Here is a 23,662-nt window from a genome sequence, read left to right as displayed (position 1 = left end):
CCTCTCGAAGATGGCGAGGCTAACGAAGCGGGGCAACATAGCGTGGGATCGCCGGTTGGCCAAACCGGCAATCCCACGCATCATTGATAGTCCACCGCCACGTCCCACCCGCACGTCGAAAGGCATCGTCCCCACGACCGCAGAACAGCCATGAAGCGGCCACGCCCGAGAGGCATGGCAGGCGATCACGCTGCTGCGTAGCTCGCCCGGAACAGTTCCTGTGCCCGCTCCACGTCCCGTGGAGTACGCAGCTGCACCTCCAGGTCGCCCGTCCCGTGGTGACCGAGCCCGGACACGTCCCGAGTGAAGCCCGGGACGAGGTCGACACCCTTCGGATCGACCTTCAAGTAGACAAGCACCTTGCTGCGCTGCGGGGGGCACAGGCAAGCGAAGTTCCGCAGCCGCTGGTACGCCTGGTACGTCTTGCGCTCGACACGCTTCACGCCGTCCCCGAGCCCGAGCAGCACCTCGTCCACCGCGCCCGCCAGTTCCACCATCGGCGCGCCTTGGACGTCGGCCGCTGCCCGGGCAACCGCCTGCCGGCGCACCCGACGGGCCGCCCGCATGCCGCCGCTCACCGACGCCACGGTCTCAAGCCCGAGCAGGTCGCTGCCGAAGAGTCGGTAGCGGACCAAGTCGATCGACCGCCGGTGCTCACGCACGGCATGCACGTCGTAGCGCGTGTAGTCTCCGGCGATACAGATCAGGCGCGGGCCGCTCCAAAGGACCTGGGACGCGGCCGTCACCCCGAGTCGGTCGCGGACCATGTGCTCGAACTCCGCCCGGTGGTCCATCAGCCACGCCAGGTAGAACAATCCTTGATGGATTACGCCGGCATCGGTGCCCCGCTTGTACTCGACGATGACCGGAGAGCCGTTCTCGTCCAACCCGAGCGAGTCGATCCGGCCCCCGTGCAACGGTCCGGTGCTGTACTCGCTCGCCAGGAACCGCACCCCCAGCAGCATCTCCATGTGCGCCTCGACAAAACCCTGCACATCCGCCTCGACATCAGCAAGATGCGGCGTGACCTCGGTCACGCCGCCTTTTGTGTTGAACAGCTTCAGGCCCGACACCTTCCCCTCCTCGGCTCAGAGTTCATCAACGCCGAGTGAGCACAGGTTTGTTTCCGTGAGCGGCCTCGCGGCCGTGAAAGAAGTGTGTGCGGATCGCTCGACCGCGCACTTTTATCCCTCTTCACGACTGCCACCACAGGGTCTTGAGGAGCCTCTCCAGGATCCAGCACCGATCCAGCACGGTGCGGGTGATGAGGGGTGATGACAGGTGACGAGGGGTCAGATTATCCAGCACCGATCCAGCACGGGAAAAAACTAGGGGCCCGACCCCGAAGGATCGGACCCCATCTGACCTGCACATTTGCCAGATCAGCGACGTGGTGGTATGTCACCCGCTACACGTTGAAGCGGAACTCCACCACGTCGCCGTCCTGCATGACGTAGTCCTTACCCTCCATGCGGGCCTTGCCCTTGGCGCGGGCTTCGGCGACGGAGCCGGTCTCCACGAGGTCGGCGAAGGAGATGATCTCGGCCTTGATGAAGCCCTTCTGGAAGTCGGTGTGGATCACACCGGCCGCCTCGGGGGCCGTGGCACCCTGCTTGATCGTCCAGGCGCGGGTTTCCTTCGGGCCGGCCGTGAGGTAGGTCTGCAGGCCGAGGGTGGCGAAGCCGACGCGGCCGAGGGTGGCGAGGCCGGGCTCCTCCTGGCCCATGGACTGGAGGAGTTCCAGGGCCTCCTCGTCGTCCAGTTCGATCAGCTCGGACTCGATCTTGGCGTTGAGGAAGATGGCCTCGGCCGGGGCGACCAGGGCGCGCTGCTCGTTCTTGAAGTCCTCGTCGACCAGCTCGTCCTCGTCCACGTTGAAAACGTAGAGGAACGGCTTGGTCGTGAGCAGGTGGAGCTCGTGGAGCAGGCGGCCCTTCTCGGTGCCGGCGGTGATGCCCGCGGCGAAGAGGGTCTGGCCCGCTTCGAGGATCTTCTGCGCCTCCTCGACGGCAGCCAGCACCGCGACCTTCTCCTTCTGGAGACGGGACTCCTTCTGGAGGCGCGGGACGGCCTTCTCGACGGACTGGAGGTCGGCGAGGATCAGCTCGGTGTTGATCGTCTCGATGTCGTCCTTGGGCGAGACCTTGCCGTCGACGTGGACGACGTTCTCGTCCTTGAACGCGCGGATGACCTGGCAGATCGCGTCGGACTCGCGGATGTTCGCCAGGAACTTGTTGCCCAGGCCCTCACCCTCGCTCGCGCCGCGGACGATGCCGGCGATGTCCACGAAGTCGACCGTGGCGGGCAGGATCTTCTGCGAGTGGAAGATCTCCGCGAGCGTGTTCAGGCGCGGGTCCGGGACTCCCACCACGCCGACGTTCGGCTCGATGGTGGCGAACGGGTAGTTGGCCGCCAGTACGTCGTTCTTGGTCAGGGCGTTGAACAGGGTCGACTTGCCGACATTCGGCAGACCGACGATTCCGATCGTGAGCGACACGTTGGCGACTTCCTGGAGTGAGGAGAGGGGAGCTGTCCGGGCCGGGCCCGGAAGGGGACCGATTCTCCAGTTTACGGGCGGCCCCGCCTCCTCGGTCACGGGTCCTCCGTCCCACCCCGCCCCGGCGCCGTCCCGCCCCGCGGCCTGGTGCCGTCTCGCCCACGGCCTGCCGTCGTCCCGCCCCCGACCTCACCCTGGTGCCGTCCCACCCCGGCCCGGCGCCGTCCCGCCCCGGCCGGGTACCGCCCCGCCCCGCGGGCTGGCGTCGTCCCTTCCCCCAGCCTCGGCCTGGTGCCGTCCCGCCCCGGCCTGACGCCTCCCCCGCCCGCCCCGGCGTCCTCCCGCCTACGCCAAGTGCCGCGCCGCCTCGGCGGAACCCGCGGCTCGAACATCCGGCGGGTACGGCCGTGTGGCGTCGAACGCACCCCCAAGCTCGGCCAAAGCGCGTGTCCCGGGCCCGCCGACCGGCCTCCGGCGACCTACGTTGTCCAGGTGGAGCAGCCCAGGACTCGTCCCCCGCAGCGGAACCGCCCCCCGCAGGCTTCGCCCGCACCGGCGTCGCCCGCGTCCCCGTCGCGCGCCGGCGCGGACGACGGCCCGTCCGTCGACAGCGCCGCCGTCTACCGGGCGTCGAGCCGGGCGGGCGAGCGCGGCGCGCGGGCCCTGGCGCCGCTCGCGCCGCTGCTGCGCCGTTTCCCCAACCCCCGGCTCACCGGCATCGGCGCCGGTCTGTTCGCCGCCACGGCGATGTTCCTGCTGGGCTGCGTGGACCACCTGCTCTTCGACGACGCTCCTCTGGTCCTCGGGCTGATGTTCCTGCCGGTCTGCGCGCTCACCGCGCTCTGGGTACGCCCCGCCGACCTGGTGACGGCACCGATCGGCGTGCCGATCGCGTTCGCCGTCGGCGTCGTCCCGATCGCGGGCGGCTCCGGCGGCCTCGGTGGGCAGACCATGGCCGTGGTGACCGCGCTCGCCGTGCACGCCGGCTGGCTGTACGGGGGCACGCTGGTCGCCGGGCTGATCGCCACGGTGCGCAAGGTCCGGCAGATGCGGGAGCGGCAGTATCTGCGGGCCGTCGAGGCCCTGCGGACGGATGCGGGTTCCCCCGGCGCCACAGCCGCGCGCGCGGCGGGCGGTGGTGGCGGGTCGCGGGGCACGGCGGCCGACCGGCCGGCCCGCGGCGGCGCCCCCGCCAAGCCCGCTTCCGCCGCCGGCCGCGGCCCCGCGCCCGCTCCGGCCGCCGCCCGGCCGTCACGCCGCACCTCCCGGCGGTAGCAGATGACACCGGGCGCCACGGGGAACGCCTGGGAACACGGGACGCCACCGGGGAACACCGGGGGCGCGGCACCGACGCCGGGCGCGGACGCCACAAAGGCACAAAAGCGGGGCGGGAACCCTGTTCGAGAGGGTCCCGCCCCGCCTTCCGCGTTTCGGCGCATCGGCCTGAGCGCGTAACCGCGAGTCCCCGCCGCGAGCTCCGGCTGCCCGCGCCCGGCGCTACTTCTGCCGGTGGTCCTCCGCCGCGGCCATCGCCGCTCCCACGATGCCGGCGTTGTTCTGCAGCTGGGCGGGGACCATCTCGGCCCGCACGCCTTCGATCAGCGGAAGGAACTTGTCGGCCTTGCGGCTCACCCCGCCGCCGATGATGAACAGTTCGGGCGAGAAGAGCATCTCGACGTGCGCGAGGTACTTCTGCACCCGGTGCGCCCAGTGCGGCCAGCTCAGGTCGTGGTCCTCCTTGGCCTTCGTGGAGGCGTGCTTCTCGGCGTCGTGGCCGTTCAGCTCCAGGTGGCCCAGCTCGGTGTTGGGCACCAGGTGGCCGTCGACGAAGAGGGCGCTGCCGATGCCCGTGCCGAAGGTCAGCATGATCACGGTGCCCTTGCGGTCCTTGCCCGCGCCGAAGGTCATCTCGGCGACCCCGGCCGCGTCGGCGTCGTTGAGGATCGTCACGGGGCAGCCGAGCTTGTCGCTCAGCAGGGAGCGCGCATCGGTGTCGATCCATCCCTTGTCGACGTTGGCCGCGGTCCTGGTGACGCCGTCGGTGACGACGCCGGGGAAGGTGATGCCGACCGGCCCCTTCCAGTCGAAGTGCCCCACGACCTCGGCCACGGCTCCGACCACGTCCTTCGGGGTGGCCGGGTGCGGGGTCAGCACCTTGTGCCGTTCCTGCGCCAGGTCCCCGCGGTCCAGATCCACGGGAGCGCCCTTGATCCCGGATCCGCCGATGTCCACACCAAAGATCTCCATGGCACCACGGTAAGGGCAGCGGCCCCCCACGCACGCCCGGAGGGCACAGAACCGCCACGGGCGGCGCGCCGCGGGTGTACGGGCCGTGGTCGGGAACACCCGCGCCCGAGGAGCCCGCGGCACGGCGCGCGAGGGCCCTCCCGGTCACATGCCGCGGGAGGGCCTCGGGGCGGGGTGCGGGTTACCGCTGCGACAGGGCGGCGGCCTCGGCGCGCAGGTCGCGGCGGAGCTCCTTGGGAAGCGAGAAGGTGATCGACTCCTCGGCCGTCTTCACCGTCTCGACGTCGCCGTAACCGCGCTCGCCGAGCCACTCCAGGACGCCTTCGACCAGCACGTCCGGGACGGAGGCGCCGGAGGTCAGGCCGACCGTGGTGACGCCCTCCAGCCAGCTCTCGTCGATCTCGTCCGCGGCGTCCACGAGGTGGGCGGCGGGCGCGCCGGCGTCGAGGGCGACCTCGACCATCCGGATCGAGTTGGAGGAGTTCCTGGAGCCGACGACGATCACCAGTTCGGCGTCCTCGGCCAGCTTCTTCACCGCGATCTGGCGGTTCTGCGTGGCGTAGCAGATGTCGTCGCTGGGCGGCGAGAGGAGGTTGGGGAACTTCTGCTTGAGCGCGCCGACGGTCTCCATCGTCTCGTCGACGGAGAGGGTGGTCTGGGAGAGCCAGACGACCTTCGACTCGTCGCGGACCTCGACGCCCGCGACGTCGTCCGGGCCGTCGACCAGCGTGATGTGGTCGGGGGCCTCGCCGCTCGTCCCGATGACCTCTTCGTGGCCCTCGTGGCCGATCAGGAGGATGTCGTAGTCCTCCTTGGCGTAGCGGACGGCTTCCTTGTGGACCTTGGTGACCAGCGGGCAGGTGGCGTCGATGGTGGCGAGCTTGCGCTCGGCGGCCTCCGCGTGGACGGTCGGCGCGACCCCGTGGGCGGAGAACATCACGATGGAGCCCTCGGGCACCTCGGCCGTGACGTCGACGAAGATCGCGCCCTTCTTCTCCAGGGTCTTGACGACGTACTTGTTGTGCACGATCTCGTGGCGTACGTAGATCGGGGCCCCGTACTGCTCCAGGGCCTTCTCGACGGCGATCACGGCACGGTCCACGCCCGCGCAGTAGCCACGGGGAGCGGCGAGCAGGACACGGCGGGCTGGGGTTGCGGTCATGCGTCCCATCGTAAGGCCGTACCGGACAGGCGCGGGGTCGCCCGGTTGGCGAGACTGATCTTCACGTGTGTGTCGGTACCGAAGGCGAGGGTGGCGGATGTCGGGAAGCAGCACGGAACAGGCACTGCGGCGGACTCTGGGGTTCCGGGACCTGGTGGTGTACGGGCTGCTGTTCATCGCCCCGATGGCCCCGGTCGGCGTGTTCGGGACGCTCGACGCGAAGTCGGGCGGCGCGGTGGCACTGGTCTACGTCGTGGCGACGGTCGTGATGGCCTTCACCGCCTTCAGTTACGCGCAGATGGTGCGGGTCGCCCCGCAGGCCGGCTCGGTGTTCGCGTACGCCCGCAAGGGGCTCGGCGAGGGACCCGGGTTCATTGCGGGGTGGATGGCGATGCTCGACTACCTGCTGATCCCGGCGGTCGCCTACCTCTTCTCCGGCATCGCGATGAACGCGCTGGTCCCCGAGGTGTCGCGGTGGGTGTGGACGACGATCGCGGTGGTGGTGACGACCCTGCTCAACCTGCGGGGGGTGCGGGCGGCCGCGCGGGTGGGGTTCGCGGTGCTCGCCATGGAGATCGCGGTGCTGCTGGTGTTCGTGGTGTCCGCCGTGGTGGTGCTCGTACGGGACGGGGCGCAGCGCGGCTGGCTGTCGCCGCTGACGGGGGACTCGGGTTTCTCGGCGACGGCGGTGGTGGGGGCGGTCTCGGTGGCGGTGCTCTCGTACCTCGGGTTCGACGCGATCGCGTCCTTCGCGGAGGAGGTCACCGGCGGTTCGGCGAAGGTGGCGCGGGCGGTGCTGTTCTGCCTGGTCATGGCGGGTGCGCTGTTCGTCGTGCAGTCCTATCTGGCGGCGCTGCTGGAGCCGGTGTCGTCCACGGAACTGGCCGCGGACCCGCAGGCGCAGGGTTCGGCGTTCTACGACGCGGTGGACGCGTCGGTGGGGTCGTGGCTGCACGACCTGGTGGCGGTGTCGAAGGCGATCGGCGCCGCGTTCGCCGCGCTGGCGGGCCAGGCGGCGGCGGGGCGGCTGCTGTTCGCGATGGCCCGCGAACGGCGGCTGCCGTCGTTCCTGGCGCGGGTGGGCGCCGGGTCGGGTGTGCCGCGGCCGGCGATCTGCTGCGCCGCGGTCGTGACGCTGGTGGCGGCGGTGTGGGCGGCCCGGCGGGACGACGGCCTGGACCACCTGGTGTCCGTGGTGAACGTGGGCGCGCTGACCGCGTTCGTGCTGCTGCACGCGTCGGTGGTGGGCTGGTTCGCCGTCCGGCGGATGGAGGGGCCGCCGGTGTGGTGGCGGCACGTGGTGCTGCCGGTGGTGGGTGCGGCCGTCCTGGTCGCGGTGATCCTGGAGGCGACCGCCACCGCCCAGGTGGTGGGGCTGTGCTGGCTGGGCGTGGGACTGGTGGTGCTCGCGGCGCAGTGGGGGCGGCGGCCGGGGCCGGGTGGTCCGGACGGCGGCTTCGTGGGGCCGGGGCAGGAACCCAGGACCCGGTGAGCCCGCTCGGGTGGGCCGGGGCGGAAGAGCACGGGCCGGAGGGCGCGGCCGTGCGACGGGAGGCGGGCCCGCGGGCCGGCGCCGTTGTCGGCGGGGCCCGATACGCTCGCCCGTATGGCTCTCCAGACTTCCGCGGAAGCTCCCCTGCCGGTCGGTGAGGTGTCGCGCCTCATCGGCGGGTGGATCGACCGGCTCGGCGCGATCTGGGTCGAGGGGCAGATCACGCAGCTCTCGCGCCGGCCGGGCGCCGGGGTGGTGTTCCTGACGCTGCGCGACCCCGCGCACGACGTCTCGGTCAGCGTGACGTGCTTCCGTCAGGTCTTCGACCGGATCGCGGACGTGGTGACCGAGGGCGCCCGGGTGGTGATCCTCGCCAAGCCGGAGTGGTACGCCCCGCGCGGCCAGCTCTCGCTGCGGGCGACCGACATACGGCCGGTGGGCATCGGCGAGCTGCTGGTGCGGCTGGAGCAGCTCAAGAAGTCGCTCGCCGCCGAGGGACTGTTCGCGCTGGACCGCAAGAAGCCTCTGCCCTTTCTGCCGCAGCTCGTCGGCCTGGTCTCCGGGCGGGCGTCGGCCGCGGAGCGTGACGTGCTGGAGAACGCCCGCAGGCGGTGGCCCGCGGTGCGGTTCGAGGTGCGCAACACCGCGGTGCAGGGCGTGCACGCGGTCCCCCAGGTGGTGCGGGCGGTCGAGGAGCTGGACGCGCTGCCGGAGGTGGACGTGATCATCGTGGCGCGCGGCGGCGGCAGCGTGGAGGACCTGCTCCCGTTCTCCGACGAGGCGCTGGTCCGCGCGGTCGCCGGGTGCCGTACGCCGGTGGTGTCGGCGATCGGGCACGAGCCGGACTCGCCGCTGCTGGACCTGGTCGCGGACGTACGGGCGTCGACGCCGACGGACGCGGCGAAGAAGGTCGTGCCGGACGTGGGCGAGGAGCTGGACCGGGTGCGCCAGCTCCGGGACCGGGCGCTGCGCACCGTGCGGGGGCTGCTGGACCGGGAGGAGCGGGGGCTGGCGCACGCGCTGGGCCGCCCGTCGATGGAGCGTCCGCACCGGCTGGTGGACGAGCGGGAGGCGGAGGTGGACGCCCTGCTGGGGCGGAGCCGGCGGGTGCTCGGACATCTGCTGGACCGCGCGGACTCGGAGATCTCGCACACGCTCGCACGCGTGGTGTCCCTGTCGCCGGCCGCCACGCTGGAGCGCGGTTACGCGGTCCTCCAGCGACCGGACGGCCATGTGGTGCGCTCCCCCGAGGACGCCGGCGCGCCCGGTGACACGCTCCGGGCGCGGGTGTCCGGGGGCGAGTTCGCGGTCCGGGTGGAGGAGTGAGCGGCGGGTCGCACGGCCCGTCGCCGTACGGCACCGGTTGTCGGTGGCCGCGCATAGGGTGGAGCGCATGACGGACGACGGGACGACGGCCGCCGCCGCGGGCGGGGCCGGCACGCTGGGTTACGAGCAGGCGCGGGACGAGTTGATCGAGGTCGTGCGCAGGCTGGAGGCCGGCGGTACGACGCTGGAGGACTCGCTGGCGCTCTGGGAGCGCGGCGAGGAGCTGGCGCGGGTCTGCCGGCACTGGCTGGAGGGGGCCCGCGCCCGCCTCGACGCCGCCTTGGCGCGACCGGAGGACGAGGCCGCGCTTCCCTCCGGCGCCGAGGACTGACTGCGGCCGAGGACTGGCTGCGTCCGAGGAACGACTGCGGCCGAGGGCTCACCGGGACCCGGGACTGGCTGCGGCCCAGGACTGGCCGGGACCGACCCTGGCCGACTGGGCCGGCACCGACGCTGTGGGGATCAGGACACCGGGCTGTGGCGTGCGTCACCCATCCGGACACTTAGTTGAAAGTTAACCTATCTCTGGGTTACGGTGATCCCATCGCTTGATCCCCCGTTTGTCCGGAAGGTAGTTCGCACGATGTCCCTCGTTCTCGACCCCGCCGCTCAGGACCTCCTCTTCCGTGAGGCCCGCACCGCCAACACCTTCTCCGACGAGCCGGTGACCGACGAGCAGGTCCAGGCGATCTACGACCTGGTCAAGTTCGGCCCGACCGCCTTCAACCAGTCGCCGCTGCGGGTCGTCCTGGTCCGCTCCGCCGAGGGCCGCGAGCGCCTCGTGCAGCACATGGCCGAGGGCAACCGCCCGAAGACCACCACGGCCCCGCTGGTCGCGATCCTGGCCGCGGACAACGAGTTCCACGAGGAACTCCCGGCGCTCCTGCCGCACTTCCCGCAGGCCAAGGACGCGTTCTTCTCCGAGCGCCCGGTCCGCGAGCAGTCCGCCACGCTGAACGCCGCCCTCCAGGCCGCCTACTTCATCATCGGCGTCCGCGCCGCCGGCCTGGCCGCCGGCCCGATGACCGGCTTCGACGCCGCGGGCATCGAGAAGGAGTTCCTGGACGGCGACCACAAGCTCCTCATGGTCGTGAACATCGGCAAGCCGGGCGAGGACGCCTGGTTCCCGCGCCTGCCGCGCCTCTCCTACGACGAGGTCGTCACCACCGTCTGATCCCACCGCCCCACCGCGCAAAGCCGGGCCGCGCCGCCCGGCCGCGCACGCACGGAGCCCCGGTCCGCCACGCACGACGTGGCGGACCGGGGCTCTTTCGCGCCCACCGCCCCGGCGGGGGGCGACGGGTGGACGGATCGGACGTACGAAGACCCTGGACGTGCCCGCGTCCGGCGGCCACCGGCCGGTGGTCAACGGCCAGGCGGCTGCCGGTCGGGCGACCGGCGGTCGGACGGCTGTCGGTCAGGCGTCGGACTTGAGCGCGGCAGCCATCTCCACGAGCCGCGCCGTGGGGGCCGAGCCGGTCACCACGGTGGTCGAGCCTTCGCTCTTCAGCACCAGGGCGTCGTACTTGTCGCCCGTCCAGTGCTGCCACTCCTGACCGGCGACGGTCTCCGTGCGTCCGGTGTTCTTGGCGTCCTGCGTGACGTCGGGGAGGTAGGTCTTGGCGGGGGCCGTGGACTGCTCCACCGCGACGTACTTGCCGTCCGGGTCGAGGAAGCCGAGGTGCCAGTTGGCGCCGTCGTCGCCCTCGTAGGACACCGAGGTCGCCTTCCAGTCCGCGCCGAGACCGGCCGGGGCGACCACCTGGTACGGGGCCGCGCGCCGGGCCGTCGCCAGTTCCACCCGGTAGTCGACCGCCCGCACGGGGTCGCCGGAGTCGTCGTGCGGGACGAAGACGTAGATGACGCCCGCCGCGGCGACGATCAACACCAACGACAGGAACATGTCCCGCACTGTCTGCTTGCCACGCTTGCTTGCCACGGCCCCATGGTGGCACGGGCGGGTGGACGACCGGACGGGGGGCCTTCGCTCATCCGTAGGGCGGTCTGCTCATTCTATCGGCGTGGCGATAGAGTCGCAGCACGCTCCATTCCGGTCGTCGCCGTACAGAAAGGTGTGCTCCGATGCCCGAGCACCATCTGCCGTCCCAGCTAGAGGTCTCCCCCGAGGCCCCCGACCGCAACCTCGCCATGGAACTCGTCCGGGTGACCGAGGCGGCCGCCATGGCCGCCGGACGCTGGGTCGGACGCGGGGACAAGATCGGCGCCGACGGGGCCGCCGTGAAGGCCATGCGGACGCTCGTCTCCACCGTCTCGATGAACGGCGTCGTCGTCATCGGCGAGGGCGAGAAGGACGAAGCGCCCATGCTGTTCAACGGTGAGCGCGTCGGTGACGGCACCGGCGCCGAGGTCGACATCGCCGTGGACCCCATCGACGGCACCACCCTCAACGCCAAGGGCATGCCGAACGCCATCGCCGTGCTGGCGGCGGCGGACCGGGGCGCGATGTTCGACCCGTCGGCCGTCTTCTACATGGACAAGCTCGTCACCGGCCCCGAGGCGGCCGACTTCGTCGACATCAACGCGCCCGTGGCGGTGAACATCCGGCGTGTCGCCAAGGCGAAGAACTCCTCGCCCGAGGACGTCACCGTCGTCGTCCTGGACCGGCCCCGCCACGAGGGGATCGTCAAGGAGATCCGGGACACCGGCGCCCGGATCAAGTTCATCTCGGACGGCGACGTGGCCGGTTCGATCATGGCGGCCCGCGAGGGCACCGGCGTGGACCTGCTGATGGGCATCGGCGGCACGCCGGAGGGCATCATCTCGGCCTGCGCCATAAAGTGCCTCGGCGGTGTCATCCAGGGCAAGCTCTGGCCGAAGGACGAGGCCGAGCGGCAGCGCGCCCTCGACGCCGGACACGACCTCGACCGGGTCCTGTCGACCGACGACCTGGTCAGCGGCGACAACGTCTTCTTCGTCGCCACCGGCATCACCGACGGCGAGCTGATGCGCGGGGTCCGCTACCGCGCGGAGACCGCCACCACCGAGTCGATCGTCATGCGGTCGAAGTCGGGCACGATCCGCACCATCTCCTCCACCCACCGCCTGTCGAAGCTCCGCGCGTACAGCGCGATCGACTTCGACCGCGCGAAGTAGGAACGCCGCGCGAGCGCGCACGGCGGAAGGGGGGCTGCCGACCGGCAGCCCCCCTTCCGTGCGTTCAGCCCGCGGCGGCGACCCGGTCCGCCGGAGCGGCCGCGGCCTTGAGTTCCATCTCGCGGCGGCGGCGCCGCGCCAGCGCCACCCGGCGCTCGGCGGCGGTCAGGCCGCCCCAGACGCCGTACGGCTCCGGTTGCATCAGGGCATGTTCCTGACACTCCGTCATGACGGGGCAGCGGGCGCAGACCCGCTTGGCGGCGTCCTCGCGGGACAGTCGGGCGGCGGTCGGTTCCTTCGACGGGGCGAAGAACAGCCCGGCTTCGTCCCGGCGGCACACCGCCTCCGAATGCCAGGGGCCCGCCTGGTCTTCCCGGACGGGGGCGCGCTGAGCGGGCACAGCGGCGACCTGCACGGGCTGATGAGGCAGTTGCAGCACGGTCTACTCCTGACGACGGCTTCGCGAGCGAGAGACGATGTTGCAGTCAATACCCGCTGTACCCGCACCTATGCACTGAGTGGCACGAGCGTGCGGGTGGCGGAAGGGCGCCGGCAGGGGCGCGCGGCCGAAAACCGACGGCGGCCGGAGGCGGCCCGAGGGCCCGGACCAGCACCCGCCCGACAGCGCCCGCCCGGCCCCCCGCTGCACGGTCCGGACGGAGGCCGCCGGCCGGGGCGGCGACTCGGACCGACGCCGTCCGCCGGGCGCCGGCGGGGAGGTTGACCGGATCCCGGCCGGGTCGCGCCGCACGCCGGCGTCCCACCGGGGACGGCGGCGCTTCCAGAAGTGACGAGCCGTCAGTCCGGCGGCACAGGGGGCCTTTCGGGCAGGGGTATGCGCGCGCCCCCGCGTCGCCCAGCGTCACGCGGGCGCGCCCCGCACGCTCCCCGCGCACGAGGACACGCACACGAAGGCACGCGCACGGGGACGAGCCCGTCTCACCCCAGGTGCTTGCGCAGGTGGCGGTGGAGGTTCTCGATGAGCTTGCCGCGCTTGGGCTTCGCCTCGACGTTGCCGAAGAAGGAGTACCCCTCGACGACCACGACCGGGGCTTCAGGGTCGGCGGACTCCAGGTGCGTGACCTCGAAGTTGGCGAAGACGCCGGTACCGCCGCCGCGCAGGGTGATGTTCTCGGGGACGGTGATCTCGACGTTGCCGAAGATCGAGGTGGCGTTGACGACCGTCACCCGCTGGGTGAACAGGGCCTCGGTCAGGTCGATTTCGACGTTGCCGAAGAGCGAGAAGGCGTTGGCGCGGCCGCCGATGCGCCAGCGGCCGCGCCGGACGGCGCTGCTGAAGACCGCCACCAGGTTCTCCGGGGGCCCGGCGTTCTCGTCGGGGCCGTAGAGGTAGGGCGAGGGGTCCTGGTGCGGGGCCGCGGTGCGGGCGGCTCCGCCGGCCGGCAGGTCGCTCACCAGCGGCTCCAGCTCCGCCACCGTCTTGGCGCGGTAGACCAGTTCGACGCGCTCGGCGTGCTCGTCCGCGGTCAGCCGGCCCTCGGCGACCGCGTCGCGCAGGATGTCCGCGATCCGGTCGCGGTCGGCGTCGGAGGCGCGCAGGGCGGTGGGCCGGGCGGCCGGCGCGGGCGCCTGCGGCGGGGACTGCTGAGGCTGCTTTTCGAGGTCCACGGCATCAGGTTACCCAAACGCGATAGATCGCGACTAGGGGGCAACGCCGACGAGTGGCGGATTCCCGCGCCGGCGGCGTGCCCGGCAGGGCGCCGCGGGACCGGCGGCGCCCACCCTGCCGGGGTGAGCCTTACCTCACAGGTCCGGGCCCCGCCGGGCGCTCTACCCTGGTGGATGCGCTGTCCAAGGGTGGCCAGCCGCTGCCGTCGAGTGAGGAATGGCCGTAATGCCAGAGTTTGCGTACTCCGATCTGCTCCCCCTGGGAGAGGACACCACGCCCTACCGCCTGGTGACCTCCGAAGGCGTCTCGACCTTCGAGGCCGACGGCCGTACGTTCCTCAAGGTCGCGCCGGAGGCGCTGCGCACGCTGGCGGCCGAGGCGATGCACGACATCTCCCACTACCTGCGCCCGGCGCACCTGGCCCAGCTCCGGCGGATCGTGGACGACCCGGAAGCCTCCTCGAACGACAAGTTCGTGGCGCTGGACCTGCTGAAGAACGCCAACATCGCCGCCGCCGGGGTGCTGCCGATGTGCCAGGACACCGGCACGGCGATCGTCATGGGCAAGCGCGGGCAGAACGTGCTCACCGAGGGCGGTGACGAGGAGGCGCTGTCGCACGGCATCTTCGACGCCTACACCAAGCTCAATCTGCGGTACTCGCAGATGGCCCCGCTGACCATGTGGGAGGAGAAGAACACCGGCTCGAACCTGCCCGCGCAGATCGAGCTGTACGCGACCGACGGCGGCGCGTACAAGTTCCTCTTCATGGCCAAGGGCGGCGGCTCGGCCAACAAGTCGTTCCTCTTCCAGGAGACGAAGGCCGTCCTCAACGAGGCCTCCATGATGAAGTTCCTGGAGGAGAAGATCCGTTCGCTGGGCACCGCGGCCTGCCCGCCGTACCACCTGGCGATCGTGGTCGGCGGCACGTCGGCGGAGTTCGCGCTGAAGACCGCGAAGTACGCCTCCGCGCACTACCTGGACGAGCTGCCCGCCGAGGGCTCCCCCACCGGGCACGGCTTCCGGGACAAGGAGCTGGAGGAGAAGGTCTTCGAGCTGACCCAGAAGATCGGCATCGGCGCGCAGTTCGGCGGCAAGTACTTCTGCCACGACGTGCGCGTGGTGCGCCTGCCCCGGCACGGCGCCTCGCTGCCCGTCGCCATCGCCGTCTCCTGCTCGGCGGACCGCCAGGCGACCGCGAAGATCACGGCCGAGGGCGTCTTCCTGGAGCAGTTGGAGACGGACCCGGCGCGCTTCCTGCCGGACACCACCGACGAGCACCTGGACGAGTCCGGCGACGTGGTGAAGATCGACCTGCGCCGCCCGATGGACGAGATCCTCGCCGAGCTGACCAAGTACCCGGTCAAGACCCGGCTCTCGCTGACCGGTCCGCTGGTGGTGGCGCGCGACATCGCGCACGCCAAGATCAAGGAGCGGCTGGACGCGGGCGAGGAGATGCCGCAGTACCTGAAGGACCACCCGGTCTACTACGCGGGCCCGGCGAAGACGCCCGAGGGGTACGCCTCCGGTTCGTTCGGCCCGACCACGGCCGGCCGCATGGACAGCTACGTCGCCCAGTTCCAGGCGGCCGGCGGTTCGAAGGTGATGCTCGCCAAGGGCAACCGCAGCAAGCAGGTCACCGACGCCTGCGACGCTCACGGCGGCTTCTACCTCGGGTCCATCGGCGGCCCGGCCGCGCGCCTGGCGCAGGACTGCATCAAGAAGGTCGAGGTCGTCGAGTACGAGGAGCTCGGCATGGAGGCGGTCTGGAAGATCGAGGTCGAGGACTTCCCCGCGTTCGTCGTGGTGGACGACAAGGGCAACGACTTCTTCACCGAGCCCGCCCCCGCGCCGACCTTCACCAGCATCCCGGTGCGCGGCCCCGGCCTCGGCTGACGGGCCGGGCGCGAACGGGCCGCCCACCCGCACGGGCCCGCCCACCGCACGAGACCACCCTCCTCGGGGGCGTACGGCCGGATCGCTTCGGCCGTACGCCCCCGCGGCCGTATGTACCGCGGGGGCTACCGGCGCCGGCGGGCCGGGACGGTCAGCAGGGCCTGCCCCGGGGCGAGGACGGTCGGCCCGCACCAGGGGGCGGCCCCAGTACTGTCCGGTGCCCGCACCGGAGCGGGGTCCGCCTCCCGGCCGCGCCTCCGGGCGACGTACGCCGCTGCTCCCCGGGCCTTCGCACCGGTCCCCCGCACCGAAAAGATCAAGCCAATTTCGCCGGTACGGGGTCCGGGCGGTGGGCCCGGCAGCCCCGCTCCCCGTACCCCGTCCGGTCCGCGCTCCGGGGCGGCCGGGCCGGAAGCGGCCCGGTGGCGTCCGGCACCCGCGCGGACAGCGCTTGGGCCGGGCCGGCCACCCCCGCGGCCGTCGCGCGGGGGGTCGCGGACGGCCGGACGGGCGGCCCCGGGCGGTGTCCGCCGGACGCGCGAGGGCCGCGGCGGACACCGCCGTTTTCCCGCAGCGCGGCCCCGGACCGGCTTGCGCGGGGCCCCGTCCTGCGGTGGGTTGGCGGGTGCCCCGCCGCGCTCCCGGCCGACCACGCCCGCCGTACGCGGCGGGAGATCCCGGCATCCGACCCGCCGGGAGGTCCCGACAGCCCGCTGTCCCACCCCCGCGGTCACCCCGCACCACCGGAAAGGCGGACGCGCCATGACGCCGGCCCCTCACCGCAGCCCCGTACGCGCCCACTCCGACGACCTGCTCGCCTTCATCTCCTCCGCTCCCTCGCCGTACCACGCGGTGGCGAGCGCCGCGGCGCGTCTGGAGAAGGCCGGATTCCGCGAACGGGACGCCACCGAGGACTGGACCGGGACGACCGGCGGCGGTTACGTCACCCGCGGCGGCGCGCTGATCGCCTGGTACGTCCCCGAGGGCGCCCCGGCACACACTCCGTTCCGGATCGTCGGCACCCACACCGACTCGCCCAACCTGCGGGTGAAGCCCGCGCCCGACACCGGAACGGCCGGCTGGCGGCAGATCGGCGTCGAGATCTACGGCGGGGTGCCGCTCAACACCTGGCTGGACCGCGATCTCGGCCTCAGCGGCCGGCTCGCCCTGCGGGGCGGCCCGGACGGTCCGCGCGAGCGGCTGGTGCTGATCGACGAGCCGCTGCTGCGGGTGCCGCAGCTCGCGATCCATCTGGACCGCCAGGTCAACGAGGGCGCCCTGCTGGACCGGCAGCGGCATCTCGCGCCGGTGTGGGCGCTGGGCGACCCGGTGGACGGGGCGCTGCTGCGCAGGGTCGCGGCGGCGATCGACGAGGACCCCGCGGACGTGCTCGGCTGGGACCTGATGCTGCACGACGTGCAGCCGCCCGGATACCTGGGCGCGGAGGCGGAGTTCGTGGTGGCGCCGCGGCTGGACAACCTGGTGTCCGTGCACGCGGGCGTCACGGCCCTCGTCGACGCGGCGACGGGCGACCGCCCGCCCGCGTACGTACCGGTGCTGGCCGCCTTCGACCACGAGGAGGTCGGCAGCGTCTCCGAGACCGGGGCGCAGAGCCCGATGCTGGAGCGGGTGCTGTCCCGTTCGGTGACCGCCCGGGGCGGCAGCGGGGAGGACTGGTCGCGTGCGCTGGCGGGCACCTTCTGCGTGTCGGCGGACATGGCGCACGCGGTGCACCCCAACTACACCGAGCGGCACGACGCGGGGCACCGTCCGCTGCCCAACGGCGGGCCGACGGTGAAGGTCAACACCAACCAGCGGTACGCGACCGATTCGACGGGCATCGCGGTCTTCGCGGCGGCCTGCGAGCGGGCGCGGGTGGCGTGGCAGCCGTTCGCCGTCAACAACGCGATGCCGTGCGGCACCTCCATCGGCCCGCTGACGGCGGCCCGGCTCGGGGTGCCGACGGTGGATGTCGGGGTGGCGGGGTTGTCGATGCACTCGGCGCGCGAACTGTGCGGGGCGCAGGACCCGGCCCATCTCTCGGCCGTGCTGCGGGAGATCATGACGGCGGGCTGACGCCGTGCCGGCGGTGCGCGGGGCGGCGGCCGGCGGGGGAACCGCAGGCCGCCGCCCCGTCGCCCGTCAGGCGAACCGCTGGGCCGCGCTCCCGTCGCACGCCCGCAGGACGAGCGGGGCGGTGGCGGAGGCGAGGGTGGCGCAGAGGCCGGTCGCGGCCTCCGGGCGCAGGGTGCCGCCCTGCCGGACGAACCGCTGGTTGGCCGCGCCGGAGCAGTTCCACAGCACCAGCTGCTCGCCGGAGTTGTACGCGGCCCCCGGCACGTCGAGGCACCGGTCGTGGCTGAGGGCGGTGCGCAGGGTCCGGGTCCCGGTGTCGTACCACCAGTCCTGGTTGCGGCCGTCGTGGCAGGTCCAGCCGGTGGGGACGGTGCCGTTGCGGGTCACCGAGCCGGGGACGTCCAGGCAGGCGCCGGTGGCGGGGTGGGTCAGCGGCACGAAGACGTCGTCCCAGGCGCCGGCGCGCAGCACCGGGGTCCCGGTGGAGGCGGGGTCGGCGCAGCTCGCCTCGCGGGCGGTGGTCGCCCAGAGTTGGGTGAGGCACGAGGCGAAGGCGGCGTGGCCGCGCGCGTTGGGGTGGAAGGACTGGCGGACGGAGTTCTCGTCGGGCAGGCCGGGCTTGGTGAGGTCGATGAAGAGGCCGCGGGCCCAGGTGGAGTCGGTGCAGACCTCGTGGCCGTGGAAGAGGCGCGAGTTGTCGAGGTACACGGCCCCGGTGGCGGCGGCGGCCCGTCTGATCCCGCGTTCGAAGGCCGGGACGGCGGTGTCGCGGCCCCAGGCGGTGTCGGAGTCGTAGCCCAGTCCGCCGCAAGCGATTTTGGTGGAGAACTGCGGGTTGTCGCGGAAGTCCGGACCGATCGGGCTCGGGTAGCCCATCACGACCAGGCGGTAGTCGCCGGTGGCGTACCCGGCATCCGTCATCACCGTGCGCAGGTCGCGGACGGACTGTTCGACCCTGGGGACCAGGGCGTCCACGCGGGCCTGCCAGCCGGGGGCGTAGCCGGCGGCGCAGGGGCCCTGGAGGGTGAGGTAGCGCACCACGCAGTCGGTCATGACGGGGCCGAACTGGAGCTCGTCGTTGGCGCCGACGACCAGGACGATCATCTTGATCCTGGTGTTGCGGGCCTTGATCGCGAGGCTGTCGCTCTGGACGAGTTCGTCGGCGTACTGCGGGGTTCCGCCGATGACCACGTTCGCGGTGGACGCTCCGGAGCAGGAGACGTTGTAGGTGACGTCGGCGGGGATGCCGGTGCGGTGGACGGCGGCGTCCGGCGAGCGGTGGCACCAGTTGTCGGGGCCGTTGGTGCCGGGTTCGTAGGCGCCGACGCCCTCGCCGGAGATCTCGCTGTCGCCGAGCGAGATCAGCCCGCTCCTGCGCGCGGCGGGCGGGCGCTCCTCGGGGCTGCCGTAGAGGGCGGTCGCCTCGGCGGCGCGGACGGCTTCGAGGGCGGGAGGGAGCGGGGTGGATGCGAGGGCGGTGGTGCCCGGCGCGGCGGCGCCGGCCGGTCCTGCGGCGAGGGTGCCGCCGAGCGTCGCCGCCAGCAGGGCGGTGACCGCGACCGTACGGCGGAGTCTGTACCTCGTGCGCCTCATTGCGCCTCCAGGAGTGTGGTTACCCAAGGTATTTACTGGTCGTCAGGCACCCTGGGAACAGTTGGAACAAGACAAATGCTCACCTTTACCGGAGGTTCGAGAACCATGGCCGACACACCCGCGGACGAGTACCGCGTCGAACACGACTCGATGGGCGAGGTGAAGGTGCCCGCGCACGCCAAGTGGCGGGCCCAGACCCAGCGCGCCGTGGAGAACTTCCCGGTCTCCGGCCAGCGGCTGGAGCGCGCCCACATCGAGGCGCTGGCCCGTGTCAAGGCGGCCGCCGCCAAGGTCAACGCCGAACTCGGGGTGCTGGACCCGGACGTGGCCGGGGCGATCCGGCAGGCCGCGGCGGAGGTGGCCGAGGGCCGCTGGGACGAGCACTTCCCGGTCGACGTGTTCCAGACCGGCTCGGGCACCTCGTCCAACATGAACGCCAACGAGGTGATCGCCACGCTCGCCTCGGAGCGGCTGGGCCGCGAGGTCCACCCGAACGACCACGTCAACGCCTCCCAGTCCTCCAACGACGTCTTCCCGTCCTCCATCCACATCGCCGCCACCGCGGCCGTGCGGCGCGACCTGGTGCCGGCGCTGGAGCACCTGGCCGAGGCGCTGGAGCGCAAGGCGGCCGAGTTCTCCGAGGTGGTGAAGTCGGGCCGGACCCACCTGATGGACGCCACTCCGGTCACGCTCGGCCAGGAGTTCGGCGGTTACGCGGCGCAGATCCGCCACGGCGTGGAGCGACTGGAGTCCTCGCTGCCCCGGCTCGCGGAACTCCCGCTCGGCGGGACCGCGGTGGGCACCGGGATCAACACCCCTCCCGGCTTCTCCGCCGCGGTGATCGCGGAGGTGGCCCGGGTCACCGGGCTGCCGCTGACCGAGGCGCGTGACCACTTCGAGGCGCAGGGCGCCCGCGACGGCCTGGTGGAGACCTCCGGCCAGCTCCGCACGGTCGGCGTCTCGCTCACCAAGATCTGCAACGACCTGCGGTGGATGTCCTCGGGTCCGCGCACCGGTCTGGCCGAGATCCGGCTGCCCGACCTCCAGCCGGGCTCCTCGATCATGCCCGGCAAGGTGAACCCGGTGATCCCGGAGGCGGTGCTGATGGTGGCGGCGCAGGTGACCGGGAACGACGCGACGGTGGCGGCGGCGGGCGCGGCGGGCAACTTCGAGCTCAACGTGATGCTGCCGGTGATGGCGAAGAACCTGCTGGAGTCGGTCCGGCTGCTCGCCAACGCCGCCCGGCTGCTGGCCGACCGCACGGTGGACGGGATCGAGGCCGACGTGGAGCGGGCCCGCGCCTACGCGGAGTCCTCCCCCTCGGTGGTGACGCCGCTCAACAGGTACCTGGGGTACGAGGCGGCGGCGAAGATCGCCAAGAAGTCCCTGGCGGACGGCACCACGATCCGGGAGACGGTGCTGGCGGCCGGCCACGTCGACCGCGGCGACCTGACGCTCGCCCAGCTCGACGAGGCGCTCGACGTGTTGCGCATGACCCGGCCGTAGAGTGCCGCGGGCGGCCGGGCGTCCCGGCCGCCCGCGCCGTGATCCGCGTCGCAGCGCCCGCGGACCCGGCTCCGTAAGATCTCTGCATGACAGGTACGGGGACGCATTCGGGAGAGTACGCACGCTGGTCGCCCGGGGACCAGATCCTCTGGCGGTACCGGGACAACGGGGGCGGGCCGGGCCCGCGTCCGGTCCACATCTGCCGGCCGGTGACGGTGGTGCAGGACACCCCCGAACTGCTGGCCGCGTGGATGGCCCCCGGCACCGAGTGCGTGCGGCCGGTGCTGGCCGACGGCACCCAGGTGCACGCGGAGCCCCTGGCGACCCGCTACACCGCGCCGCGCACCACCGCCCGCTCGACCTGGTTCGGCGCCGGCGTCCTCAAGCTGGCGCGGCCCGGCCGGCCGTGGTCGGTCTGGCTGTTCTGGGACCGCGGATGGATCTTCCGGAACTTCTACGTCAACCTCGAAGAGCCACTCACTCGATGGGATGGCGGGGTCGACTCCGAGGACCACTTCCTCGACATCAGCGTGAGTCCGGATCACAGCTGGCGCTGGCTGGACGAGGACGAGTTCGCGCAGGCCCAGCGCGTCGGGCTGATGGACCCTGCCACCGCCGCACGGGTGCGCGAGGCGGGCCAGGAGGCCCTGTCCGTGGTCCGGGCGTGGGGCAGGCCGTTCCGGGACGGCTGGGAGCACTGGCGGCCCGATCCGGCCTGGCCGGTGCCCGCGTTGCCGGATGACTGGGACCGCACCCCGGCGCGGATGCCGTCGTGAGACCCTTGAAGGACCCCAGGGGTGCAAACGTAGGATCACTCACTCCGGGGCGCGCCGGTCACAACCGGCGTACCGGGCAAGGGGCCTGACCCCGGGTCATCCGGGCGGGTCGCCCGAGTCATCCGAGTCGACGCTTCGGCCGCATCATCCGCGCGGGTCTCCGCCCCGCGGACCGCACGGACCACTACGAGGGGGTGGAGACGTGTCCGCTGTGTGCTGCACGGCCGCCGGAAACACCGGCCCCACCGAACGCACTGCCACCGGCCGGTCTCCCCGACGCGCGGTTTCGGCCCCGCGCACCCGGGCGGACGGCGCCGGCCGTTGTCCCCGCCCCCCTCGCCGGGGCAGAGTGACGCCCCACGAGGTGTCTGCCTCATACACCCGGCCCGGACGGACGGAACCCCACGCGTGACGGAGCACCCCACCTCCCACGAAGGCCGCCGGCCCCTCGCCGCCCGGCCCCAGGAACGCACCCGGCCCCGGCAGCAGGAGGGCGCCCCGGCGAACGCGGGCGGGCCGTCGGCGGCCCTGGTCCCGGCGCCCGCCGGAGCCCCGGCCGCCGACGGCCCGCCCACCGGCGCCGATCCCCAGGCGGTGGCCCGGCGCGAGGGCGACCGGCTGCGCTTCGTGGGCGCGGCCACCCGCCGGATCGCCCGCGGCATCGACCTGGACGAGATCGTCCTCGGTCTCTGCCGGGCCAGCGTGCCGACGTTCTGCGACGAGATCCTGGTCTACCTGCGCGACCCGCTGCCGGTCGGCGACGAGCGGCCCACGTCGCCGTTCGTCCTGCGGCTGCGCCGGGCCGACCGGCTGCGGTCCCCCGACGAGGAGACCGAGCCCGCACCCGACACCGAGCGGCTGCGCCCGGTCGTCGTGGTGGAGCCGCAGCCCGACCCGATGCCCGGCGCCGACCTCTGCGAGGTCCACCCCGGCAGCGCGCTCGCCGAGGTGCTGCGCGGCGTGCGGCCGGTCTTCGGCGACTCCGCCGCGGCCCGCGCCGCGCTGCCCGAGCTCCTCGGACCGGGGCGTTCCGCGCCCACCGGGCACCGGGCGATCCTCGCCCCGCTGCGCGGACGCCGCCGGGTGACCGGCGCCGCGGTCTTCGTGCGCGGCACCGAACGGCCCGCCTTCGAGGCCAACGACCTGCTGGTCGCCGCCCAGCTCGCCACCCACACGGCGCTCGGCATCGACAAGGCGGTGCTCTACGGCCGCGAGGCGTACATCGCCGACGAACTCCAGCGGACCATGCTGCCGGACTCGCTGCCGCAGCCCACCGGGGTGCGGCTCGCCTCCCGCTACCTGCCGGCCGCCGAGACGGCCCGGGTCGGCGGCGACTGGTACGACGCGATCCCGCTGCCGGGCAGCCGGGTCGCGCTGGTCGTCGGGGACGTCATGGGGCACTCGATGACCTCGGCCGCGATCATGGGCCAGCTCCGCACCACCGCGCAGACGCTCGCCGGTCTCGACCTGCCGCCGCAGGAGGTCCTGCACCACCTGGACGAGCAGGCGCAGCGGCTCGGCAGCGACCGCATGGCGACCTGCCTCTACGCGGTGTACGACCCGGTCAACCACAAGATCACGGTGGCCAACGCGGGCCATCCGCCGCCCGTGCTGCTGCACCTCGGTGGCCGGGCCGAGGTGCTCGACATGCCGCCGAACGCGCCCATCGGGGTCGGTGGGGTCGACTTCGAGGCGGTCGAGCTGGAGGCTCCGGCCGGCGGCACCCTGCTCCTCTACACCGACGGGCTGGTCGAGTCCCGTCTGCGGGACGTGTGGACCGGCATCGAGCAGTTGCGCGAGCGGCTGGCGGCCACCGCGCGGCTGACCGGCTCCGACCACGCGCCGCCGCTGGAGGCGCTCTGCGACGACGTGCTGGACATGCTGGGCCCGGGTGACCGGGACGACGACATCGCCCTGCTCGCGGCCCGCTTCGACGGGATCGCGCCGAGCGACGTGGCGTACTGGACGCTGGAACCGGAGGACGAGGCGCCGGGCAAGGCACGGCGGCTGGCCCGGCGGGCGGTCTCCCGGTGGGGGCTGGACAGCCTGTCGGACGAGGTGGAACTGCTGGTCAGCGAGGTGGTCACCAACGCGGTCCGGTACGCGGAGCGCCCGGTGACCGTGCGGTTGCTGCGGACCGACGTCCTGCGCTGCGAGGTGGGCGACGACTCGCCGCAGCTCCCCCGGCAGCGCAAGGCGCGGGAGACCGACGAGGGCGGCCGCGGGCTGTTCCTGGTCAACCGGCTGGCCCGCCGGTGGGGCGCGACCCGGCTCTCCTCGGGCAAGGTCGTCTGGTTCGAGATGGCGACGCGGGGGCAGTAGCGGCCCCCGCGTCCCAGGGGCGTTTCGG

19 protein-coding genes are annotated in these 23,662 nt (G+C 72.7%); 11 read left to right on the top strand and 8 right to left on the bottom strand.

The annotated features are described in order from the left end of the window. Nucleotides 1–185: 185 nt before the first annotated feature. A complete protein-coding gene (locus Q0994_RS12525; RefSeq protein ID WP_299532884.1) occupies nt 186–1,073 on the bottom strand; it encodes a DUF5655 domain-containing protein in 888 nt (295 codons plus the stop codon). 335 nt (nt 1,074–1,408) lie between these two features. Further along, nucleotides 1,409–2,497 carry a redox-regulated ATPase YchF gene (gene ychF, locus Q0994_RS12520; RefSeq protein WP_299532880.1) on the bottom strand — a complete coding sequence of 363 codons (1,089 nt, stop codon included), beginning with the start codon at nt 2,495–2,497 and terminating at the stop codon, nt 1,409–1,411. 663 nt (nt 2,498–3,160) lie between these two features. Here ychF and Q0994_RS12515 point away from each other — a divergent pair. Next, entirely contained in the window at nt 3,161–3,772 is a 612-nt protein-coding gene (locus Q0994_RS12515; RefSeq protein ID WP_299533072.1) for a DUF6542 domain-containing protein, read from the top strand. Nucleotides 3,773–3,994: 222 nt separating this feature from the next. Here Q0994_RS12515 and ppgK read toward each other — a convergent pair whose 3' ends face one another. Both ppgK and Q0994_RS12505 read right to left on the bottom strand, forming a co-directional pair. Then, nucleotides 3,995–4,744, bottom strand: coding sequence for a polyphosphate--glucose phosphotransferase (ppgK, locus tag Q0994_RS12510; protein WP_299532877.1), 750 nt, complete (start codon nt 4,742–4,744; stop codon nt 3,995–3,997). A gap of 181 nt (nt 4,745–4,925) precedes the next feature. Continuing rightward, nucleotides 4,926–5,915 (bottom strand): 4-hydroxy-3-methylbut-2-enyl diphosphate reductase, encoded by a 990-nt coding sequence (locus tag Q0994_RS12505; protein ID WP_299532874.1) that lies wholly within the window; start codon nt 5,913–5,915, stop codon nt 4,926–4,928. An 88-nt stretch (nt 5,916–6,003) separates the two neighbouring features. On the opposite strand from Q0994_RS12505, the gene Q0994_RS12500 reads away from it, so the two are divergent. The 4 genes from Q0994_RS12500 (at nt 6,004) to Q0994_RS12485 (ending at nt 9,898) form a co-directional block, all read left to right on the top strand. Next, a complete protein-coding gene (locus Q0994_RS12500; RefSeq protein ID WP_299532872.1) occupies nt 6,004–7,398 on the top strand; it encodes an APC family permease in 1,395 nt (464 codons plus the stop codon). Between the two features lie 114 nt (nt 7,399–7,512). Continuing rightward, a complete protein-coding gene (xseA, locus tag Q0994_RS12495; RefSeq protein ID WP_299532870.1) occupies nt 7,513–8,724 on the top strand; it encodes an exodeoxyribonuclease VII large subunit in 1,212 nt (403 codons plus the stop codon). Between the two features lie 67 nt (nt 8,725–8,791). Then, a complete protein-coding gene (locus Q0994_RS12490) occupies nt 8,792–9,055 on the top strand; it encodes an exodeoxyribonuclease VII small subunit (protein ID WP_299532869.1) in 264 nt (87 codons plus the stop codon). A 252-nt stretch (nt 9,056–9,307) separates the two neighbouring features. Further along, nucleotides 9,308–9,898: a malonic semialdehyde reductase gene (locus tag Q0994_RS12485; protein WP_299532868.1), complete on the top strand. Its 591-nt coding sequence runs from the start codon at nt 9,308–9,310 to the stop codon at nt 9,896–9,898. 243 nt (nt 9,899–10,141) lie between these two features. On the opposite strand, the gene Q0994_RS12480 is transcribed toward Q0994_RS12485, so the two are convergent. Next, on the bottom strand, nt 10,142–10,663 hold the full coding sequence (locus Q0994_RS12480) for a DUF4245 domain-containing protein (protein WP_299532867.1): 522 nt from the start codon (nt 10,661–10,663) through the stop codon (nt 10,142–10,144). 143 nt (nt 10,664–10,806) lie between these two features. On the opposite strand from Q0994_RS12480, the gene glpX reads away from it, so the two are divergent. Continuing rightward, nucleotides 10,807–11,838, top strand: a complete 1,032-nt coding sequence (gene glpX / locus Q0994_RS12475; RefSeq protein ID WP_299532865.1) for a class II fructose-bisphosphatase — start codon at nt 10,807–10,809, stop codon at nt 11,836–11,838. 64 nt (nt 11,839–11,902) lie between these two features. Here the strand turns inward: glpX and Q0994_RS12470 are convergent, their stop codons facing one another. Both Q0994_RS12470 and Q0994_RS12465 read right to left on the bottom strand, forming a co-directional pair. Then, nucleotides 11,903–12,277: a WhiB family transcriptional regulator gene (locus Q0994_RS12470; RefSeq protein WP_299532864.1), complete on the bottom strand. Its 375-nt coding sequence runs from the start codon at nt 12,275–12,277 to the stop codon at nt 11,903–11,905. A 500-nt stretch (nt 12,278–12,777) separates the two neighbouring features. Continuing rightward, nucleotides 12,778–13,467, bottom strand: coding sequence for a DUF1707 domain-containing protein (locus Q0994_RS12465; RefSeq protein ID WP_299532862.1), 690 nt, complete (start codon nt 13,465–13,467; stop codon nt 12,778–12,780). Between the two features lie 217 nt (nt 13,468–13,684). Here Q0994_RS12465 and Q0994_RS12460 point away from each other — a divergent pair, with 217 nt between their 5' ends. Together Q0994_RS12460 and Q0994_RS12455 are read left to right on the top strand one after the other, a co-directional pair. Beyond that, nucleotides 13,685–15,361, top strand: a complete 1,677-nt coding sequence (locus Q0994_RS12460; RefSeq protein ID WP_299532861.1) for a fumarate hydratase — start codon at nt 13,685–13,687, stop codon at nt 15,359–15,361. Between the two features lie 762 nt (nt 15,362–16,123). Further along, nucleotides 16,124–17,437 carry a M18 family aminopeptidase gene (locus tag Q0994_RS12455; protein WP_299532860.1) on the top strand — a complete coding sequence of 438 codons (1,314 nt, stop codon included), beginning with the start codon at nt 16,124–16,126 and terminating at the stop codon, nt 17,435–17,437. Between the two features lie 66 nt (nt 17,438–17,503). Here Q0994_RS12455 and Q0994_RS12450 read toward each other — a convergent pair whose 3' ends face one another. Next, nucleotides 17,504–19,030 carry a ricin-type beta-trefoil lectin domain protein gene (locus Q0994_RS12450; protein ID WP_299532859.1) on the bottom strand — a complete coding sequence of 509 codons (1,527 nt, stop codon included), beginning with the start codon at nt 19,028–19,030 and terminating at the stop codon, nt 17,504–17,506. Nucleotides 19,031–19,135: 105 nt separating this feature from the next. On the opposite strand from Q0994_RS12450, the gene Q0994_RS12445 reads away from it, so the two are divergent. The 3 genes from Q0994_RS12445 (at nt 19,136) to Q0994_RS12435 (ending at nt 23,634) form a co-directional block, all read left to right on the top strand. Further along, nucleotides 19,136–20,536 carry an aspartate ammonia-lyase gene (locus tag Q0994_RS12445; RefSeq protein WP_299532858.1) on the top strand — a complete coding sequence of 467 codons (1,401 nt, stop codon included), beginning with the start codon at nt 19,136–19,138 and terminating at the stop codon, nt 20,534–20,536. Nucleotides 20,537–20,622: 86 nt separating this feature from the next. Next, on the top strand, nt 20,623–21,312 hold the full coding sequence (locus Q0994_RS12440; protein WP_299532857.1) for a DUF402 domain-containing protein: 690 nt from the start codon (nt 20,623–20,625) through the stop codon (nt 21,310–21,312). A 408-nt stretch (nt 21,313–21,720) separates the two neighbouring features. Next, nucleotides 21,721–23,634, top strand: a complete 1,914-nt coding sequence (locus Q0994_RS12435) for an ATP-binding SpoIIE family protein phosphatase (protein WP_299532856.1) — start codon at nt 21,721–21,723, stop codon at nt 23,632–23,634. Nucleotides 23,635–23,662 lie beyond the last annotated feature (28 nt).

It is taken from the genome of uncultured Streptomyces sp., from assembly GCF_947488945.1.
In the GTDB taxonomy this organism is placed as follows: domain Bacteria; phylum Actinomycetota; class Actinomycetes; order Streptomycetales; family Streptomycetaceae; genus Streptomyces.
This window is presented reverse-complemented; position numbering and strand designations above follow the sequence as displayed.

Bases quoted from the DNA above. Each gene is read 5' to 3' on its own strand.
- ppgK (WP_299532877.1), bottom strand. From the start codon at position 4,744: ATGGAGATCTTTGGTGTGGACATCGGCGGATCCGGGATCAAGGGCGCT.
- Q0994_RS12505 (WP_299532874.1), bottom strand. From the start codon at position 5,915: ATGGGACGCATGACCGCAACCCCAGCCCGCCGTGTCCTGCTCGCCGCT.
- Q0994_RS12500 (WP_299532872.1), top strand. From the start codon at position 6,004: ATGTCGGGAAGCAGCACGGAACAGGCACTGCGGCGGACTCTGGGGTTC.
- xseA (WP_299532870.1), top strand. From the start codon at position 7,513: ATGGCTCTCCAGACTTCCGCGGAAGCTCCCCTGCCGGTCGGTGAGGTG.
- Q0994_RS12490 (WP_299532869.1), top strand. From the start codon at position 8,792: ATGACGGACGACGGGACGACGGCCGCCGCCGCGGGCGGGGCCGGCACG.
- Q0994_RS12485 (WP_299532868.1), top strand. From the start codon at position 9,308: ATGTCCCTCGTTCTCGACCCCGCCGCTCAGGACCTCCTCTTCCGTGAG.
- glpX (WP_299532865.1), top strand. From the start codon at position 10,807: ATGCCCGAGCACCATCTGCCGTCCCAGCTAGAGGTCTCCCCCGAGGCC.
- Q0994_RS12460 (WP_299532861.1), top strand. From the start codon at position 13,685: ATGGCCGTAATGCCAGAGTTTGCGTACTCCGATCTGCTCCCCCTGGGA.
- Q0994_RS12455 (WP_299532860.1), top strand. From the start codon at position 16,124: ATGACGCCGGCCCCTCACCGCAGCCCCGTACGCGCCCACTCCGACGAC.
- Q0994_RS12450 (WP_299532859.1), bottom strand. From the start codon at position 19,030: ATGAGGCGCACGAGGTACAGACTCCGCCGTACGGTCGCGGTCACCGCC.
- Q0994_RS12445 (WP_299532858.1), top strand. From the start codon at position 19,136: ATGGCCGACACACCCGCGGACGAGTACCGCGTCGAACACGACTCGATG.
- Q0994_RS12440 (WP_299532857.1), top strand. From the start codon at position 20,623: ATGACAGGTACGGGGACGCATTCGGGAGAGTACGCACGCTGGTCGCCC.